We start from the raw sequence: 16,553 nt of genomic DNA, 5'->3' as shown, positions 1-16,553 counted from the left end.
TTTCTATACACGCATTGGCATCAACACATAAAGTGCGTCTGCATCATCACTATCACGAATAAGAGTCGGCGCACCCGCATCGGCAAGCATGAAGATCGCATTTTCACCATTAAGTTGAGCCATAATATCAAGAAGATACTTGGAATTAAAACCGATTTCCAACGGCTCTCCCTCATAATCGGCAACGATTTGATCCTCGGCGCTACCTGAATCCGGATTGTTGACCGTAAGCGTCAATTGACCATTTTCGATTGTCAATTTGACGGCTCTCCCACGATCACTGGAAATAGTCGAAACACGATCCACTGCGGCGGCAAAACTTTGCCGGTTGATGGTCAATTTCTTGTCATTGGCTAATGGTATAACACGCTGATAATCGGGAAATGTACCGTCGATCAATTTCGAGGTCAGCACGACAGAAGCAATGCTGAAACGTATTTTCGTTTCCGAAACTTCGATTTTGATTTCACTTTCCGTCTCTTCGCCCAGCAATTTTTGCAACTCGCCGACGGCCTTGCGCGGAATAATAATACCCGGCATACCTTCCGACCCTGAAGGCGCATCGGTTTCAGCTTCTGCCAAACGGTGCCCGTCTGTGGCTACAGTGCGTATTTTCAAGCCTTTATTATCAATAACATGAAAATAGATGCCATTGAGGTAATAGCGCGTTTCTTCTGTCGAAATAGCAAATTGTGTGCAATCAATGAGTCGTTTCAGGGCTGACGCCGACAATGTGAAACTATGACTGAAATCACCGGCATTAAGCTCGGGAAAATCTTCCTTGGGCAAGCATTGCAAACGGAAATTCGAGCGACCCGAAACAACCTGCATAGCGTTGCCGTCATCGGAAACCGAGAGCATAATCTCGCCACCTTCGGGAAGTTTTCGAACAATCTCGTAAAGAAGATGGGCAGGGACAGTCGTCGATCCACTCTGTTCGATATTTGCAGTAGTTGTTTCTGTAACTTCCAGATCGAGGTCGGTAGCCTGCAATTCGACACCGGCATTAACCGTATTGATCAAGACGTTGGAGAGAATAGGAATCGTATTGCGTCGTTCGACGACGCGATGGACACGACCGAGAGACTTTAACAGATTGCTACGATCGACTGTGATGCGCATATTGGACACTCTCTTAACTTATTCTGCCAACCAGAGAATTTCTTGTTGCCTAACTTTGTACGGAACGATTCCTTCAAAACAAAGAATCACCTGCCAAGAAAAACAAATAAGAACCAGAATGGCAATATTCTTGCCTAAAATGCAAGTTTATTGCCCTTATATCACTTTTGTGGCCCGCGAGACTCAAGAAAAACACAATCAGGCTGACTGCTCATCAATCAGACGCTTGAGCAATTCCAGTTCTTTTGCCAATTGCTGATCGGCACCAACCATATCTTCAATCTTGCGCACGGCGTGAAGAACAGTGGTGTGATCGCGTCCGCCAAAGCGGCGCCCGATTTCCGGCAACGACCGCGGTGTCATCATCTTTGCAAGATACATGGCAACCTGGCGTGGTTTGACAATTGTACGGGTTCTCCGATTCGACAACAGATCCTGCTTGGAAACATTGTAATGGCGTGCAACGACCCGCTGGATTTCCTCAATGCGGATTCGCTTCGGCTCGCCCGAGCGAGTGAGATGATCAAGCAATTCATCAATACGGTTCAACGACAAGTCGGGCTCGAATGACTGGCGGAACAGGAGCTGGTTGAATGCACCTTCGAGATCGCGTCCGGAACCGGAAACGATTCTTGCAATATGAGCCAGAACTTCATCAGGAATGGAAATCGAGGGATCATCATGCTGGGCGGTTTTCAAGCGCTTACGCAACATTTCAAGACGCATATCGAAATCGGGAGACTCAATTTCCAACGAAACCCCGCCTTGTAAACGTGAACGAACACGTACATCAAGCGACTCGAGCTCGGCAGGGGCGCGATCGGCAGCAACAACAACCTGTTTTGCACTATCAAGCAGCATGTTGAGCAGATGGCAAAATTCATGCTGGATCGACTTGCCCTGCAAAAACTGCATATCGTCAATAATAAGCAAATCAATGTCACGCAATTGCTCTTTGAATGATAATGCATTGTTGTCGCGAATGGCCGTTGCAAACCGCCACATAAAATATTCAGCCGTCAGATAAATCACCCGAACCGGTGTGGGGCGTTGCAAAGCAGCAGCCGCAATAGCCTGTAAAAGATGGGTTTTTCCCAAACCGACAGCGGCATGAATAAACAAAGGATTAAAACGCAAAGCGCTTTTATGGCTTTCCGCAATGGAACGGGCGGCGGCAAGAGCAACGCGATTGGATGGACCTTCTACAAATGTGTCGAACGTATAACGCGAGTCGAGCGGTGAACCGAAAACACTTTGCTGCGCCTCGCCCGAAAAACGTTCGGGCCGGTTATGCATAGAAGAAGCTGTTGTATTTTCTTGCTGAACATGAACATGGGCATCTTCGTCTTTATGCGTAACGGTGTGTTTTACCACCCGATTCATACCGCGCACGACAATATCGACTCGCAATAGTGTTGGACATTCCTGACGCCAGAGTTCGGTAAGAATAGTGGCATAATGATTGGTAATCCATGAGCGCAAAAACGCCGTAGGCACCGATAAACGAACTTGACTGCGACTGAATTCGTCAAGCTGCAAACGCCCGAACCAGCTAGAATATGCCTCGTTACCGACGTGAACTTTGAGCTGCGCCATAACACGTGCAAAAAGTTCATCCCCTTCGTCTTGTGCTACCAGATGATGAAGACTTTCTTTCATCCCTGTTTCACCTGACTCTATCCCGTTCAAATTTGACATTTTACGCAACATTCTCTCTGACGATAACCGAAGCAAGACTGGTCATAACCATTACCCTCACATCCGCCAACGGTTCTCGCCTTTAACACCAAAATTAAAGCAATTCGCACAAAACAGATTTCCGCGTAAACTCAGTTTCGTTAAACCGGTACACATCCGTTTTATCCTACAAATTCGAATAAACCCCTACAAAACTGCCATTCTCAAGATCAGACATCACCGGCATGTGTTCCAAACGTATTATCCACTACGCGTTCGATATACCGGTAACCCTGTCCCGACGATAGCTCATCAGACATTTCACAGGCCAAGCACAAATGACATTTTGTCTTTCAAGCAATTGCAAGGTTGCTTTTATTGCGCCCCCCTTGCCCGGACAAAAATCAAAATGGCTTTACCCTTTCAACTGCACCAACGAACCTTTGACCCTACTTGGCCGAAGACTCATGAAACATGTGGAAAAGCTATCATTTCCGAAGATGACCATACAAAAACGCTTCCCATAAATGCAAGGGGTGAATGGAAGCCGAAAATGGCTTTAACAGCCGACTCTTCCAATCCGTAAGCCGGATAGAAAAGCGTAATTACTTTGATTCAATAAGCTTTTTTCAATTATCTACACCGACTTTTGTCCGCCGAATTTTTTTAAAAAAATTTTTAAAAAAAATACTTGACAAAAACCGAACGTAACAGGCTTTCCTGAGGCTTGTGGATAATAAGTCTAATTATTTGTTTTTAAACGATTTTTATACCATTTTTTGAAACAGTATTTCATTCTAAAAATATTAATTTTTACGGTTAATTTTTCTCTTCTTGACATAGATCAAAACATAAAAAAACCGGCACCAAAAGATACCGGTTGGAATCACTATTTATGAATAAAAACACACACTCGAGCGAGCGGTTTTTTAAAATGTCAGGCCGAGATAGCTTTCAATTTCTTAGCCAAACGAGAAACTTTGCGCGACGCTGCATTTTTATGCAGAACACCTTTTGTGACAGCACGCATCAATTCGGGCTCGACAGCTTTGAAAGCAACTTCAGCTGCGGCTTTATTGCCGCCGGCAACAGCATCATCAAACTTGCGTACGAATGTACGAATACGTGTACGACGTGATTTGTTAACTTCTGTGCGCGTTGCAATCTTACGCACTGCTTTTCTGGACGAAGGTGTATTCGCCATAAGTCTATCTCTCTCTTCTTATTGAACGGCCATAAAAGCCTAGAAACACAAACTGCGGCCAAGAGCCGCTTAATCTTGGCGGGCTTATAGCTTAATTCAGCCGCTCGCGTCAATGAGATTCTCTCAAATTGTCATTTAAAAATAAACGGGGTGCGATTTCCCACCCCGTTTATCAATTTTTTTAAAGCTGCCAATCAGCCTTCTTTTGCCAAATTACGCAGAACATACTGCAAAATGCCACCATTATGGAGGTAATCAAGTTCATCGACAGTATCGACCCGGCAAAGAAGCGGAACTTCCTTGACAGTGCCGTCACTGAATTTGACCTTGGCAACAGTTTTTTGCCGTGGCTTCAGATCGTTGATACCATCAATAGTGATGACTTCATCGCCTTTCAAGCCCAATGAACGCCAGCTCTGTCCATCCTCGAAGACAAACGGCACAATACCCATACCAACAAGATTGGAACGGTGAATACGCTCGAAAGATTGAGCAATCACCGCACGTACGCCCAAAAGATTGGTTCCTTTGGCCGCCCAGTCGCGGGATGAGCCGTTGCCATATTCGATACCGGCGAAGACAACGAGTGGTACATGCTCGCTCTTATACTGCATAGCAGCATCATAGATCGATTCTTCTTCCTTGGATGGATAGTGAATGGTGTAGCCACCTTCGCGTCCATTCTCGCCAAGCATAAAGTTACGGATACGGATATTGGCAAAAGTGCCACGCATCATCACTTCATGGTTGCCGCGACGGGTACCATACTGGTTGAAATCGGCAGGTTTTACACCATGTTCGATCAAATATTTACCAGCCGGAGAATCAACCTTGATAGAACCGGCAGGCGAAATATGGTCTGTCGTGATCTTGTCCCCGAAAAGTCCGAGGATACGAGCTCCGTCAATATTTTTGAGCGGTGCAGGTACTTTCGGCATATTTTCAAAATAGGGAGGATTGCGAACATAGGTCGAGTCTTTGTCCCAAGCATAGGTTTCTCCCGCTGGAACCTTGACTTTCTGCCAGTTTTCATCGCCCTTGAAGACATCCGCATATTTTGATTCAAAAATCTTGCGGGTAACATTCTTTTCGATGAATTCCTGAACTTCCTGTGAAGTTGGCCAGATATCCTTCAGATAAACCGGCTTGCCATCCTTGCCGGTTCCAAGAGGTTCTTTTGTGAGATCCTTGGTGATGGTTCCGGCCAAAGCATGGGCAACAACGAGCGGCGGTGAAGCAAGGTAGTTTGCTTGGACATCAGGTGAAACACGTCCCTCGAAGTTACGGTTTCCGGAAAGAACCGCTGCAACGATCAATCCCTTGTCATTGATGGTTTTCGAAATTGCCGGCGGCAGAGGACCCGAGTTACCAATGCAGGTTGTGCAACCGAAACCGACCAGATTGAAGCCCAAAGCATCAAGATCTTTTTGCAGTCCCGAATTGACCAGATAGGCTTCAACCACCTGCGAGCCCGGAGCCAGTGAAGTTTTAACCCACGGCTTGGATTTCAAGCCTTTGGCAACCGCGTTTCGAGCAAGTAGACCGGCCGCAATCAGAACGCTCGGATTGGATGTATTGGTGCAAGAGGTGATCGCTGCAATAGCGACATCTCCGTGGCCAATGTCAAAATCCTCGCCTTCAACCTGATAGCGTGTTTTTTCACCGGTTGTTTTCTTATATTCATTGTGAAGAGCTGTGGCAAAACTTTTACCGACCTCTTCAAGCGGCAAACGCCCTTCCGGACGTTTCGGACCGGCCATGGACGGCACAACCGTTCCCATATCAAGTTCGATTGTATCGGTAAATACCGGATCAGGCGTATGGGAATCATGCCACATGCCCTGAGCTTTTGTATAAGCTTCGACAAGTGCAATCCGCTCTTCTTTACGGCCTGTCATATTGAGGTAACGGATAGTTTCCTGATCAATCGGGAAAAAGCCGCATGTCGCGCCATATTCGGGGCTCATATTGCCAATTGTCGCACGATCGGCCAACGTCATATGTTCAAGACCCGGGCCGAAGAATTCGACGAATTTGCCGACCACGCCTTTTTTACGCAACATCTGTGTTACGGTCAAAACAAGATCGGTAGCTGTTATGCCTTCCTTGAGTTTGCCGGTCAGACGGAAGCCGATAACCTCAGGCAACAGCATGGAAACCGGTTGTCCAAGCATTGCCGCTTCAGCTTCAATACCGCCAACGCCCCAGCCAAGAACACCCAGACCATTGACCATAGTGGTGTGGGAATCGGTACCTACGCAGGTATCCGGATAGGCTATCGTGTGGCCGTTTTCTTCTCTCGTCCAAACACATTGGGCAAGGTATTCAAGATTGACCTGATGGCAAATGCCGGTCCCCGGGGGAACAACGCGGAAATTCCGGAAGGCCTGTTGCCCCCATTTCAAAAACCGGTAGCGTTCGCCATTACGTTTATATTCGAGTTCTTTATTGTGCTGGAAAGCCAGCGGATTGCCAAAATCGTCAACGATCACCGAGTGATCAATAACAAGGTCGACCGGAACCAACGGATTGATTTTTTCCGGATTTTCACCAAGTTTCACCATTGCGTCACGCATGGCTGCAAGATCGACAACAGCGGGAACGCCGGTAAAATCCTGCATTAAAACGCGTGAGGGGCGATAGGCAATTTCAGCGCCTGCTTTTCCCTTGTCGTCCAGCCATTTGGCGATATTTAAAATGTCGTCTTTCTTGACCGTGCGACCGTCTTCAAACCGCAACAGGTTCTCGAGCAGAACCTTCATTGAAAATGGCAAGCGGGAAATGTCGGGCAAACCGTTCTTTTCGGCTTCCGTCAGACTGTAATAAATATAGTCTTTGCCATTGACATGGAGTGTTTTGCGGCACTTAAAACTATCTATTTGAGACACGACTGTTCGTCCTTATATCTGTGCGAGCCTTAAGCTCCAGGAACGAACGCCACAAACTGCGGGTCAAGATCGCAGCTACGGTGCGGGTGCAGTCATTTCCGCTGTCCGTTCCTCAACCGCCAGAACAAGCAGATTTGGAGACCGGCCCAAAAATTGTCCACACCGACCGCTGGTATGGTAACCTTGGTATAGTTCCTTTTCTGGAACTGTTCCAGACGTAATCCATTAAAAAAAATGTGTTTACTTGTTAAAAGGCTCCGGCCATCTTAAGAAAGGTTAAATAAAATCCGGTGGTTACATGGAAATAACAGCAGTTGATCTGAGTGCAAAACGTGGTGAAGAGGTGTTGTTCCAACACTTGAACTTTACAATCCACGATAGAGAATTGCTCACAATTACCGGTCCGAATGGCATCGGCAAGTCGACTTTGCTGCGAATCATTGCCGGTTTTCTGCAAGCAAATGAAGGAACTATAGAAGCAACGGAAGGCGGGCAGATTTTTCCTGTTGCTCTTGTCAGCCATTATCTTGGCAGTCAAAATGCCATGAAAACGCATTTGACCGTTTTGCAAAATCTCGAATTCTGGTCGGATTTCGATTCTTCACGACTTTTGTCGCCAATGGAAGCACTTGATCAGGTTGAACTTTCCGGAATTGAACATCTTCCCTTCGGTGTTCTTTCAACCGGACAAAAAAGACGCGTCGCCATTGCACGGCTCTTATTATCCCACCAACCTTTATGGCTCTTGGACGAGCCGACATCAGGGCTTGATAAACATGCAAGTGCGATTTTTGCAAAAATTATGGAAGAGCACAGAAATCGTTCGGGCATGATTATTGCAGCAACCCATTTACCACTTGGCATAGAAGAAAATCGTCATATTCTACTTGACGATTACCTTCCCGATTTCGAGGACAGCTGATGAAAGCCCTTTTCTTGCGCGATTTGCGTATTGCTTTTGGTCCGGGAAGTTCTTTATTAACGGGACTTCTGTTTTTTGCAGCAATTATCGTTATAACCCCGTTTGCTGTCGGCCCTGATCAGGAAATTTTGTCCCGCATCGGACCAGGAATGCTCTGGATTGGAGCGCTTCTTTCAATCCTTCTAGGACTGGACCGTATGTTCCAGACTGACCGTGATGACGGCAGCCTTGACCAACTCATATTGTCCCGACACAGAAAAAGCTTGAGTCTCGTTGTTTTTACCAAATGTTCTGCTCATTGGTGTGGAACTATTCTGCCACTTATTCTTTTTACTCCGGTGCTAGGTTTGATGCTCGGTCTTGGTGGAACAGCAATTGGCGGTCTCATGCTCACACTTTTATGCGGTACACCTGCGATTACCCTGATTGGTGCAGTCGGTGCGGCGCTTGCAACCTCGCTACCGCGTGGCGGCGTATTGATATCGGTTATTGTTTTGCCGCTTGCCGTACCGGTTATGATCTTTGGCGTGTCGGCAGCCTATGCAACCACCGCTCCGGGTATTTCGTTCATAAACCCGTTACTGTTTTTGATCGCTCTGTCACTGTTCTTCTCGATTCTCGGCCCATTGGCTGCGGCTTTGACACTTGCTTCATTATCGGACTAGACATCACATCTTCGTCAGATTGGTGTCATATGTTGGTCTCTATAAAGAAAGATAATTGCGACAAAAACAAAACCCGACCATAAGGGATATCATGGAATTGATACAAAAGAAGACAAACCGGTTGCAATCGTTGGCTAACCCGACGCGTTTCATGGGGGTAAGCGGTAAAGTTCTGCCGTGGCTTAGCCTTGTTGCTGTTATTGTTCTCGCCTGTGGCCTTTTCATGGTCATGCGCTCGCCCGACGATTATCAGCAAGGCATGACAGTACGCATCATGTATCTTCATGTGCCTTTTGCATGGCTTTCCATGTGCTGCTACACGCTGATGAGCGTTTCAGCACTGGGAACTTTGGTCTGGCGTCATCCGCTTGCCGATGTATCGCTTAAAAGTGCTGCTCCGATTGGTGCCACTTTTACCGCTCTTGCCCTTGTAACCGGCTCTCTCTGGGGGCGGCCAACATGGGGCACATGGTGGGAATGGGATGCCCGACTTACTTCCGTGCTCGTGTTGTTTTTGATTTATCTTGCTATCATTGCGCTTTCACGGGCCTTTGACGACGCAACAAAAGGCGCAAAAGCTGCGGCTATCCTGACGCTTGTCGGTTTCATCAATATACCGATTATCAAATTCTCCGTTGAATGGTGGAATACACTTCATCAACCCGCCTCAATTCTTCGCAAAGGCGGCTCGGCTATTGATAGTGCCATGTTATGGCCGCTCTTTACCATGGCTATCGGTTTCACATTGGCCTTTTTTGCCCTTTACCTTGCAACTATGCGCACCGAAATTACCCGTCGTCGAGTTGAAACAATGCAAAGAATGGCTGCGCGGCGCCTGCGTCAGAAGGAAAACGTAAAATGACCACTGAAAATGCAATTGGCATTTCCGACCGTATCGACATATTTCTGGGCCATTTCGACCATAGTCAGATTGTCACCTTGAGCTATGTTGTCTCGGCCGTTGTCCTGTTATTGCTGGTTTTATACATTGTCCTTAATGGCCGTCATCAAAAAGCCCGGCTTCAAAAACTTGAACAGTCAAATGCCATCCGTGCCAACAAAGTAAAACAGTGAAGATCATGGACGCGCCCAAGAAAAAAATGAGTGTTCCAGTGATGATCGCCCTTTTTGGGCCGTTCATCCTGTTTGTTGTTCTGGTTGTTATCATGTTCAGCCATATGGAAACGACCAATCCCGACACGGCCAATCTTGTTCCCAATGCACTTGCCGGCAAGCCTGCACCTGCAACAGTTCTGCCCCTTCTGGGTCAAGCCGGCTCCTTCAACCCTGACGATTTCAAGGGGCGCGTTACGCTTGTCAATTTCTGGGGGTCATGGTGTCCGCCATGTCGTGACGAACATCCCGTTCTTATCGAAATTTCAAAAGACAAACGCTTTGACCTTGTCGGCATCAATTATAAAGACAGAGAAGAAAACGCGATACGTTTCCTTGATAATTTCGGAAGCCCTTTCAAGCTTGTCGGCTTTGACCCGAGCGGCCGCGCAGCCATTGATTGGGGGGTTTACGGTCCACCGGAAACTTTTCTTTTAAACCGCGAAGGCATTATTGTTTATAAACATATCGGGCCGTTAACGCCACAAATCTATAAAGATGAAACATTGCCACAAATCGAAAAGGCCTTGAGCAGCAACAGTTCGTCGAGCAAGAATACTTCGTCGTCCGATAATTCTGCATACTGATGTTACCCTTACGGTGACCTTACGGTGACAAAAGCTTCATCAACAGCAAAACATCAATGCGATCATATTGACCCTTGCGTTTACAAATTGGTCTTTTTTTTAAGCCAATAAATATTCCCGAAAACAGCGCAAATTATTTTCGAAAAAACGCGTATCCTTTTTCACGAAATTGATTGACGCGCATTTACGCTCGCTAACAAAATAAAAACAATCCCGTTGAAATACAAAAAACCGGCAACACATTGCCGGTTTTACCTCGTCAAGTTTTTCAAATCAACGTTCGAGACGCTCGATAAACCAGCGTGTCAGATTGATCCAGACATCATCTTTTTCGGCCAGATCCTCGACCCCGTGTTCAATATTGGGGTTGTCGTTGACTTCAATAACCACAATACCTTCATCGGTTTCTTTAATATCAACACCGTAGAGGCCATCGCCAATGCAACGCGCCGCTTTCAAACCGATCTCGACAACTGCCGGCGGTGCATCGGGAATAGCATAGGTTTTAAAACCACCTTCCAGCGGTTCACCACCATTCGGATCATGTTTGATGATTTGCCAATGATGGGGCGCCATTTCATACTGGCAGACAAAAAGCGGTTTGCCACCCAAGACACCGACACGCCAATCGAACTTGGTCGGCAAATATTTTTGCGCCAGCAAAAGATCACTGTCTTTGAGCCACTCATGGGCAAGACGGCGCAATTCTTCCATTGAGCCAACGCGTTTCACCCCGCGTGAAAATGATGAATCCGGAATTTTCAATACCATCGGGAAACCGAGAGTATCTGCCGCTCTTACCAGATCATCATTGCCGCCTATCATCACCGTAGGGGGAACCGGTACACCATTCGCGCGCATCAACTCGTCAAGATAGACTTTGTTCGTACACCGGATCATCGACATCGGGTCGTCGATAACCGGCATATTTTCCTGTTCCGCGCGACGTGCAAAACGATAGGTGTGGTTGGATATATTGGTTGTTTCACGAATAAACAGCGCATCGAAATTGGCAAGACGCGCAAGATCTCTTGCCCCGATTGGTTCGACTTCCACACCAAGGCGAGCCGCAATTTTTGCCCAATGCTTCAAATCTTCGACATTGGTTGGTGGCAATTCTTCTTCCGGATTGCATAAAACTGCAAATGTCCAGCGTGGCGGCACTTTGTGACGGGCTTCTTTCCAGGCTCGTGTCGTATAAGTTTCCATAGCCTCATAGAAAGCGTCGCGACTTTCACCTTCAAGCTTTTGCCAATTGGCGAAACCTATTTTGTGAATACGCGCCCATTCGCCCGGAATAACATGGACTTCCAATGCCGGAGCCCGATACCAGTCAAACAAAAGGTGACCGAATTTTTCAAAGCGGTCACCTTTTATATCATTTGAGTTATCGGTAATTCCAAAAAATACCCTGATAATTTCCGGTGCGCGTGTACCGTCTCCTTTCAGGGCTTTGTTGAGACAATCTTCAAGCTCGGGAATAGATTTTTTATAAAGTCGGCGTTCCGACAGATCAATCATGGTTTCCACCGAAGGTAACACACGATGCCCGCGGGCTTCCGCAAGAAGCGAACAGTAATAGGCGCGGCTTTGATAACGGTAGGAACGTGACAGGTTGATAATACGAGGACGCTGACCGGCAAATAATGCAGGATTAGCCAAATAGTCGCGATGTGTCATGACCTTGTGCGTGGTCGCACCATTATCTACGTCAGACACTCGCCCAGCAAGGATTACACAAATAGTCATAGGTAACTAGCTTTTCTCCAATATGACGGCCGCGCGCAGACCGTCTTTTCCAAAGCGCGCAATATGATCGAACACTTTATAATTCAAAGGCAAGTTTGCAGAATCGGCAATTGTCTCGCCTTCATCTTCCTCCACCCATGGATCATGGATAAGGATATGGCTTCCGTCATCACCGTGAACCAGTACCCAATGGGGAATTTTTTCACCAAACATATGGTAAAAACTGATAAGCACAAGCACCAGAGCACCGCGCGCGAGGGCTGCGCGAATGTCATCCAGCGTAAAAGCGGCAATTCGCACCGGAATATGGGCAGCATCAGCCTGCTCGCGAAAATCGGTCTGGGCAATTTCCATAATTTCGCGTTTCTTGGGATCACGCACCGAATTGATAAATAGAAATTCATAGCTTGTGACGATGATTTCGGCTTTCAAACCATAATTATGGGCAAGAACCGCAAGGCCGAACGGTTCGCATCCGCCGGGTCCCGAAAGCATGAAGATAGTGGTGGCGCCGCGCCACAGTCTAAGTTCGAACACAGGATCAAGGCGGGATTGAGGATTGAAATATTTGAGTGCCATCATCAGGCAGGCGGCACCACAGGTAAATTCCGAAGTCTGCTGGTAATAGGGCACAGACGTTTCAACAGGCGTGTCTCCACGCAAAGTTTTTTCATAACGCAATGCCGGTGTATGATCGGCATAATAATCAAGGTAACGACCGATCGGGCGGTAACGGAACCGTTCGTAAAGTTTGATTGCCCGTTCATTGTCTTCGCGAACTTCAAGGCGCATATAAACGCGCCCTTCATCAAAAGCCGCCTGCTCTGCTGCTTCCAATAGTCGAGAACCGACACCTTTTATTTTGCCACCGGGTTTGACAGCAAGTGAATAGAGCCGTGCAAGAGCAGTGCCTTTACGAAACAAAATCATTGCATAGCCGATAATTGTGCCATCAAGCTCGGCAACAATTGTTCGGGCTGTCGGCCGGTCTATCAATGTGCGAAAGGAACGACGGGAAATCCTGTCACTGTCAAAGCAAGCCTCTTCAATCGCAACCAATGAATCTATGTCATCAATTGTCGCTTGCCGTTTTATCAAATTACCCATTCACCTGCTCTCAATTTTTGACGCCTTTCAACATTTCAGACGTAACACAGTCCATATAAGGGTTTTTTTACGCATGAATAGGCCATATTTCAGCTTTTTCAAGAAAACAGTCAAAGCTATCCCATGCTTTTTATAAATGGATAGCAAAACATCTTTATCTTCTCTTGAAATCACACCGTTAACCATATAAAAACCTTAAATATATGAAAACATTATGTTTTCAATTTTAACCATAATTCAAATCTTAACGCGGTGTTGCATTCCTGTCATTGACTAGGAACCAAAGTTGGACTTTAACCTTTTATTAACGATCTTTATCGTGACAGGTTAAATCGAGTACAAAAATGGTGTTTGCGTTCAGAATATTGGGAGTGGCGATTTTAGCTGTTGTCGGCATGACAACGGTAGCTAAAGCAGCAAGCGAATTTATGACCGTCAACGGCCAAACATCCCAGCCTATCGGACATTATGAATTTTGTGAACGCCTGCCCCATGAATGCAAAATCCGCAACAGTGTACTTCAGCCTGTCAAATTGACACAAAGCGTCTGGGATATGATGCTTGATGTCAACCACAGTGTTAATGCCCGCATTACTCCCGCGACAGACATGGAACTTTACGGTAAGGAAGAGTATTGGACCTATCCGGTAAATGCCGGCGACTGCGAAGACTATGTTCTGGAAAAACAGAAAGAATTGCGCGACAAAGGCATTCCGCTTGCAAGTTTGCTGATTACAGTTGTCCGCAAACCCGATGGCGAAGGTCATGCGGTTTTAACCGTCCGCACTGATCGTGGCGACTTTATACTTGATAATTTGCGCGACGAAGTGTTCAACTGGAAAGATACGGAATATACATATCTTAAACGTCAATCGACGCAATCTCCCGGAAAATGGGTAAGTATCGAACAACGTGACGATATTGTCGTGAGCTCGGTTAATAATTCCGGAAACTGAAAAACGTGTCACGTCCGCTTCAAATATTGATAGTTGAACTTACTTTTGTTTGAGAAGCTGTCTTCATCAGCTTTTGTAGCTGAAATACGGCTATAATTGATTAGCTCGCTTCTGCTGTATTTCTTCGCACCCGCCACTATATCACAATCATGTCCGGTTCTATGTCACATAGTTTGCCGGATAAGAAAGAACGCCCGGCACGTTAAAACTTTTACCTCATAGAAAAATCAATATCCGTTTTTGACTGAAATAATATTTCATTGCCATCAATTGACCGCAAACATTGATCCGTTGGTGTAAAGTTTACGGCAACACTGATTTTCTCGGCAAATTTTATAAGCAGCGGATCAAGGCTCGTTAAGCCCCGCTCGGCCGGTTCAAAGCGCGTCTGGCAGACTTTAGCCGGTTTGTCCTCTTAAAACCGGCTGAAGACAAAAAGCAACAATCAGAAAGGTTTCCCTTCTATAAAGAGTTGTTCCAGACGTTTCATATCACCGGAAATATCAAAACCTTTTTTAGCAAGCCATTGGTCGTCAAGATAGGTCGAACGGTAACGTTCACCACTATCGCAAATCAACGTTACAAGTGATCCATGTTGATGATTTTTAATCATATCGGAAATGAGCTCTGCAGCTGCAAAGACATTGGTACCGGTTGATCCGCCACAGCTGCGTCCGATAAGGCGGCTTATAACACGCATAGCTGCAAGACTTGCCTGATCGGGGACCGAAATCATGCGGTCTATCACATCCGGCATAAAAGACGGTTCGACACGTGCACGCCCAATCCCCTCAATAACCGAGCGACAACAATCTATTTCCTTTATTGAACGATCAGCATAATGGAGATGAAAGACCGAAGCCTCCGGATCGGCCACACAAAGTCTGGTAGAATATTTACGATATCTGATATATCGCCCCAATGTTGCCGATGTTCCACCAGTTCCGGCACTTGCAATAATCCAGTTTGGCACAGGATACGGTTCTTTAGCCATCTGGCAGAAAATTGAATCAGCAATATTGTTGTTGCCCCGCCAATCGGTTGCCCGTTCGGCAAAAGTAAATTGGTCTATATAATAGCCCCCCAATTCATCCGCGAGGTTTTGCGCTGTTACATAAACCGATTTCGGATTGTCGATAAAATGGACGCTGCCTCCATAGGCTTCAATAGCTGCGACTTTTTGTGGTGAGGTTGTCCGTGGAATAACTGTCACAAAAGGAACACCGATCAATTTGGCAAAATAGGCTTCCGAAACTGCAGTCGAACCGCTCGACGCCTCAACAATCGTTGTCTTGGGGCCAATTTTCCCATTGCAAAGAGAATAGAGGAAAAGTGAACGTGCCAGCCGGTGTTTCAGGCTTCCGGTCGGATGACACGATTCATCTTTCAAATACAGCGTTATTCCACATGGTTCCGGCAAATCGTAACGGATGAGATGCGTGTCTGCCGAGCGGTTTATTTCCGCTTCTATGATTTCGATTGCTTTTTTTAACCATTCGTGGCTGCAAGAATGCGGCGCGTCATAGCTTACGGATAAATCAACTTTATTCACTTCAAATCTTCCTCCTGGAAAGACCTGAAATTATAAAATAGTTTATTAAATTTGAAGAAAATACAGTTTATATTTTCTAATAAATAAAAAAACCTTGGAATAAACATTCCAAGGTTTTGACGTTTACTAGAATATTATACTCTTCTACATCAACGATCAGGCTCTTACGCGACGTCGTTCCGAAACCGGTTGAAAAGCAAGTTTTGCGTGAAAAGCACAATAGGGACCAGAGTCACCGGCATCGGCACCACAAAAGTAGAAGTCATCCGACAACGGGTCGCCAATTGGCCATTTGCAAGTGTTCTCGCTTAACTGCAACAGGCTCAAATGCCGTGACATCGGAACAACAACATCGGTTGATGGCTGTTCTTCCGCTTCTGAAACAGCATCGGCAACAAAATCCAGTTTCAAAGCTGTAGCACCAATGCTTGAAGGCTGCGGTTTTGCTGCAGCTGCAGCTGCGACAGCGGCGGCAACCGGCTGAACCGGCGTTGTACGCGTTGCGCGCGGTGCTTGCGGAGTAGGATTAACAACGGTTTCTGCAGTTTTTTTCGTGCGCGGCGTCGTCTTTGTTGTTTTACCGCGCCCTGACAGTTTCAATCGATGAACCTTGCCGATGACGGCATTACGGCTAACTCCGCCAAGCTGGGCAGCAATCTGGCTGGCACTCAACCCGTCACTCCAAAGCTTTTTCAAAAGTTCAACACGTTCATCTGTCCAGTTCATACCGGCACTCCGTTCCTTAATTTCCATCATTGCCTCATATCAGATAAGTGGCATGACAATTAACTTTATCATCTCTTTTATTGCCGGAATCCATCCCTGCGCTAAGAAGCGCAAAGCAGTCATACTTGTTATGATAATTATCCGGCAGAACCAAAAATGTTCCAGTTTTACGCTAAGTACTACTATACGCTTTGACTCTATGACAAGGGTCTACATGACCTTATATAGGTGTTTTGAGACGTTTTCCCCAACTTGCGAATCACTTTTTTCGGAAAATTTGAAAAT

At 46.3% G+C, this 16,553-nt stretch carries 14 protein-coding genes; 6 read left to right on the top strand and 8 right to left on the bottom strand.

Translation table 11 applies throughout. The features are described 5' to 3' along the window. Positions 1 to 3 precede the first annotated feature (3 nt). The 4 genes from dnaN to acnA form a co-directional block, all read right to left on the bottom strand. Positions 4 to 1,122, bottom strand: coding sequence for a DNA polymerase III subunit beta (gene dnaN / locus H3V14_RS02640; protein WP_198226340.1), 1,119 nt, complete (start codon positions 1,120 to 1,122; stop codon positions 4 to 6). A 198-nt stretch (positions 1,123 to 1,320) separates the two neighbouring features. Continuing rightward, positions 1,321 to 2,781, bottom strand: coding sequence for a chromosomal replication initiator protein DnaA (dnaA, locus tag H3V14_RS02635; protein ID WP_371809434.1), 1,461 nt, complete (start codon positions 2,779 to 2,781; stop codon positions 1,321 to 1,323). Positions 2,782 to 3,736: 955 nt separating this feature from the next. Next, positions 3,737 to 4,003: a 30S ribosomal protein S20 gene (gene rpsT / locus H3V14_RS02630; protein WP_075869719.1), complete on the bottom strand. Its 267-nt coding sequence runs from the start codon at positions 4,001 to 4,003 to the stop codon at positions 3,737 to 3,739. Between the two features lie 194 nt (positions 4,004 to 4,197). Next, positions 4,198 to 6,891 (bottom strand): aconitate hydratase AcnA, encoded by a 2,694-nt coding sequence (gene acnA / locus H3V14_RS02625; protein WP_075869718.1) that lies wholly within the window; start codon positions 6,889 to 6,891, stop codon positions 4,198 to 4,200. A 298-nt stretch (positions 6,892 to 7,189) separates the two neighbouring features. Between acnA and ccmA the strand changes: the two genes are divergently transcribed. The 5 genes from ccmA (at position 7,190) to H3V14_RS02600 (ending at position 10,178) form a co-directional block, all read left to right on the top strand. Then, positions 7,190 to 7,813: a heme ABC exporter ATP-binding protein CcmA gene (gene ccmA, locus H3V14_RS02620; RefSeq protein WP_075913599.1), complete on the top strand. Its 624-nt coding sequence runs from the start codon at positions 7,190 to 7,192 to the stop codon at positions 7,811 to 7,813. After that, on the top strand, positions 7,813 to 8,478 hold the full coding sequence (ccmB, locus tag H3V14_RS02615) for a heme exporter protein CcmB (RefSeq protein ID WP_075869716.1): 666 nt from the start codon (positions 7,813 to 7,815) through the stop codon (positions 8,476 to 8,478). The genes ccmA and ccmB overlap by 1 nt, the downstream gene beginning before the upstream one ends. Before the next feature lie 91 nt (positions 8,479 to 8,569). Then, complete coding sequence (locus H3V14_RS02610; RefSeq protein ID WP_198226336.1) at positions 8,570 to 9,340, top strand: heme ABC transporter permease; 771 nt, start codon at positions 8,570 to 8,572, stop codon at positions 9,338 to 9,340. Beyond that, on the top strand, positions 9,337 to 9,552 hold the full coding sequence (gene ccmD, locus H3V14_RS02605; RefSeq protein ID WP_075869714.1) for a heme exporter protein CcmD: 216 nt from the start codon (positions 9,337 to 9,339) through the stop codon (positions 9,550 to 9,552). The genes H3V14_RS02610 and ccmD overlap by 4 nt, the downstream gene beginning before the upstream one ends. Positions 9,553 to 9,578: 26 nt before the next feature. Then, the gene (locus H3V14_RS02600; protein WP_246784930.1) at positions 9,579 to 10,178 is read left to right on the top strand and encodes a DsbE family thiol:disulfide interchange protein; all 600 of its coding nucleotides are present in this window, start codon (positions 9,579 to 9,581) and stop codon (positions 10,176 to 10,178) included. A 273-nt stretch (positions 10,179 to 10,451) separates the two neighbouring features. On the opposite strand, the gene H3V14_RS02595 is transcribed toward H3V14_RS02600, so the two are convergent. Together H3V14_RS02595 and H3V14_RS02590 are read right to left on the bottom strand one after the other, a co-directional pair. After that, complete coding sequence (locus H3V14_RS02595; RefSeq protein WP_198214160.1) at positions 10,452 to 11,927, bottom strand: RimK family protein; 1,476 nt, start codon at positions 11,925 to 11,927, stop codon at positions 10,452 to 10,454. Positions 11,928 to 11,933: 6 nt separating this feature from the next. Beyond that, positions 11,934 to 13,034, bottom strand: coding sequence for a GNAT family N-acetyltransferase/peptidase C39 family protein (locus H3V14_RS02590; RefSeq protein WP_198226334.1), 1,101 nt, complete (start codon positions 13,032 to 13,034; stop codon positions 11,934 to 11,936). Between the two features lie 344 nt (positions 13,035 to 13,378). Here H3V14_RS02590 and H3V14_RS02585 point away from each other — a divergent pair, with 344 nt between their 5' ends. After that, complete coding sequence (locus tag H3V14_RS02585; RefSeq protein ID WP_075869710.1) at positions 13,379 to 13,990, top strand: transglutaminase-like cysteine peptidase; 612 nt, start codon at positions 13,379 to 13,381, stop codon at positions 13,988 to 13,990. 445 nt (positions 13,991 to 14,435) lie between these two features. Here H3V14_RS02585 and H3V14_RS02580 read toward each other — a convergent pair whose 3' ends face one another. Both H3V14_RS02580 and H3V14_RS02575 read right to left on the bottom strand, forming a co-directional pair. After that, positions 14,436 to 15,542 (bottom strand): PLP-dependent cysteine synthase family protein, encoded by a 1,107-nt coding sequence (locus tag H3V14_RS02580; protein ID WP_369522659.1) that lies wholly within the window; start codon positions 15,540 to 15,542, stop codon positions 14,436 to 14,438. A gap of 156 nt (positions 15,543 to 15,698) precedes the next feature. Next, positions 15,699 to 16,268 carry a GcrA family cell cycle regulator gene (locus H3V14_RS02575; protein ID WP_198226542.1) on the bottom strand — a complete coding sequence of 190 codons (570 nt, stop codon included), beginning with the start codon at positions 16,266 to 16,268 and terminating at the stop codon, positions 15,699 to 15,701. Positions 16,269 to 16,553 lie beyond the last annotated feature (285 nt).

The organism is Bartonella sp. W8151 (genome assembly GCF_016100385.1).
Classification (GTDB): Bacteria; Pseudomonadota; Alphaproteobacteria; order Rhizobiales; family Rhizobiaceae; genus Bartonella; species Bartonella apis.
This window is presented reverse-complemented; position numbering and strand designations above follow the sequence as displayed.

What these genes read in the sequence shown, in the direction of transcription:
- ccmB (WP_075869716.1), top strand. Translation starts at nt 7,813, where the DNA reads ATGAAAGCCCTTTTCTTGCGCGATTTGCGTATTGCTTTTGGTCCGGGA.
- H3V14_RS02595 (WP_198214160.1), bottom strand. Translation starts at nt 11,927, where the DNA reads ATGACTATTTGTGTAATCCTTGCTGGGCGAGTGTCTGACGTAGATAAT.
- H3V14_RS02610 (WP_198226336.1), top strand. Translation starts at nt 8,570, where the DNA reads ATGGAATTGATACAAAAGAAGACAAACCGGTTGCAATCGTTGGCTAAC.
- H3V14_RS02585 (WP_075869710.1), top strand. Translation starts at nt 13,379, where the DNA reads ATGGTGTTTGCGTTCAGAATATTGGGAGTGGCGATTTTAGCTGTTGTC.
- rpsT (WP_075869719.1), bottom strand. Translation starts at nt 4,003, where the DNA reads ATGGCGAATACACCTTCGTCCAGAAAAGCAGTGCGTAAGATTGCAACG.
- dnaA (WP_371809434.1), bottom strand. Translation starts at nt 2,781, where the DNA reads ATGAAAGAAAGTCTTCATCATCTGGTAGCACAAGACGAAGGGGATGAA.
- ccmD (WP_075869714.1), top strand. Translation starts at nt 9,337, where the DNA reads ATGACCACTGAAAATGCAATTGGCATTTCCGACCGTATCGACATATTT.
- H3V14_RS02590 (WP_198226334.1), bottom strand. Translation starts at nt 13,034, where the DNA reads ATGGGTAATTTGATAAAACGGCAAGCGACAATTGATGACATAGATTCA.
- H3V14_RS02600 (WP_246784930.1), top strand. Translation starts at nt 9,579, where the DNA reads ATGAGTGTTCCAGTGATGATCGCCCTTTTTGGGCCGTTCATCCTGTTT.
- dnaN (WP_198226340.1), bottom strand. Translation starts at nt 1,122, where the DNA reads ATGCGCATCACAGTCGATCGTAGCAATCTGTTAAAGTCTCTCGGTCGT.
- ccmA (WP_075913599.1), top strand. Translation starts at nt 7,190, where the DNA reads ATGGAAATAACAGCAGTTGATCTGAGTGCAAAACGTGGTGAAGAGGTG.
- H3V14_RS02575 (WP_198226542.1), bottom strand. Translation starts at nt 16,268, where the DNA reads ATGAACTGGACAGATGAACGTGTTGAACTTTTGAAAAAGCTTTGGAGT.